The sequence below is a fragment of the Cognatundibacterium jejuense genome (genome assembly GCF_014284255.1).
Lineage (GTDB): Bacteria > Pseudomonadota > Gammaproteobacteria > Burkholderiales > Burkholderiaceae_D > Undibacterium > Undibacterium jejuense.
In genome coordinates this window covers 1-1,249 of sequence record NZ_JACOFV010000042.1, presented here as the reverse complement: position 1 = coordinate 1,249, position 1,249 = coordinate 1, and the positions used below count along the sequence as shown (strand labels likewise).

Genomic DNA, 1,249 nt, shown 5'->3' with positions numbered 1-1,249 from the left:
CTTTCAGATTACTTTAACGTTCAAAACCACTAACTCATCATCACTTTTAAAAACCGTAGAGCAAATAAATACTGTGTTGCTCTACGGTTTTTGCTGTGCTTCTGTGCCTCTGTGGTGAGAGGTTTTTATTTCAAAGCGAAGCTTAAGCTGCTTTTTTTGCTACTTTGCTCATGCTGCCAGACAACACAACAGAGTGCAGGTCAGCGGCAAATGCGCGAACTTCTTCCATAGAGCTCTTGTTGCGACGTACCAGGAAGTTGTAACCCAACACTGCTGGAACCGCTACTGCCAAACCAATCGCCGTCATGATCAGCGCTTCACCAACTGGACCAGCAACTTTATCGATGGAAGCTTGACCGGACATACCGATCGCTGTCAACGCGTGGTAGATACCCCATACTGTACCGAACAAACCAACGAACGGTGCTGTAGAACCAACCGTCGCCAAAAATGCCAGGCCATCTTGCAAACGGCTTTGAACTTTATCAACAGCACGTTGGATAGACATAGAAACCCAAGTGTTCAGGTCGATTTGCTCTAACAATGCGCCTTCGTGGTGTTCAGTTGCTTTGATACCAGAGTCAGCGATGAAACGGAATGGGCTGCCTTCTTTCAATGTTGCAGAACCAGCCTGAACAGATGCTGCTTTCCAGAACTTTGTACGTGCATCAGTTGCCTGACCAGACAATTTCACTTGATCGATGATCTTAGTGATCAGAATGTACCAAGAACCCATGGACATGATTGCCATGATAATCAATGTGCCTTTAGCAATAAAGTCACCAGTTTTCCACAATGCATCTAAACCGTATGGATTTTCGATAACTTCTTTAGTTGGTGCTGCTGCATCCGCTGGAGCGGCTGCTGGTGCTGCGGCGTCAACTGGTGCTGCTGGTGCAGTAGCAGAAGCTGCTGGCGCTGCAGGAGCAGAAGCTGCTTCGTCAGCGAAAACTGGAGCAACAACAGTAGCGCTCAATGCCAAGAGGGCAGTCGCCAGGAATGCGGAGAAACGAGATTTCATAAACTTACTTCCTTACTCAGTTAATTAGATTTAAATATTGTCGATTTGCATCGAGCTATTTTTCTTTAGTTTGCGCAGCGCTGCTACGCAAGCATTTTATTAGTCAAGCTTCCACACGTACTGAACCTTAGTCCAAGTCTGTTGCGGTTTGCCGTCCACGGTACCTGGTTTGTTTTTGCATGAACCCGACATCAACTGTGAGCGCACTGCATTATCCAAACCGCGGAA

1 protein-coding gene is annotated in these 1,249 nt (G+C 46.8%); it reads right to left on the bottom strand.

Going from position 1 to position 1,249, the window contains the following annotated elements; translation table 11 throughout:
* Positions 1-142: 142 nt before the first annotated feature.
* The gene (locus H8K32_RS19910; RefSeq protein WP_186914374.1) at positions 143-1,021 is read right to left on the bottom strand and encodes a MotA/TolQ/ExbB proton channel family protein; all 879 of its coding nucleotides are present in this window, start codon (positions 1,019-1,021) and stop codon (positions 143-145) included.
* Positions 1,022-1,249 lie beyond the last annotated feature (228 nt).

Bases quoted from the DNA above. Each gene is read 5' to 3' on its own strand.
- H8K32_RS19910 (WP_186914374.1), bottom strand. From the start codon at position 1,021: ATGAAATCTCGTTTCTCCGCATTCCTGGCGACTGCCCTCTTGGCATTG.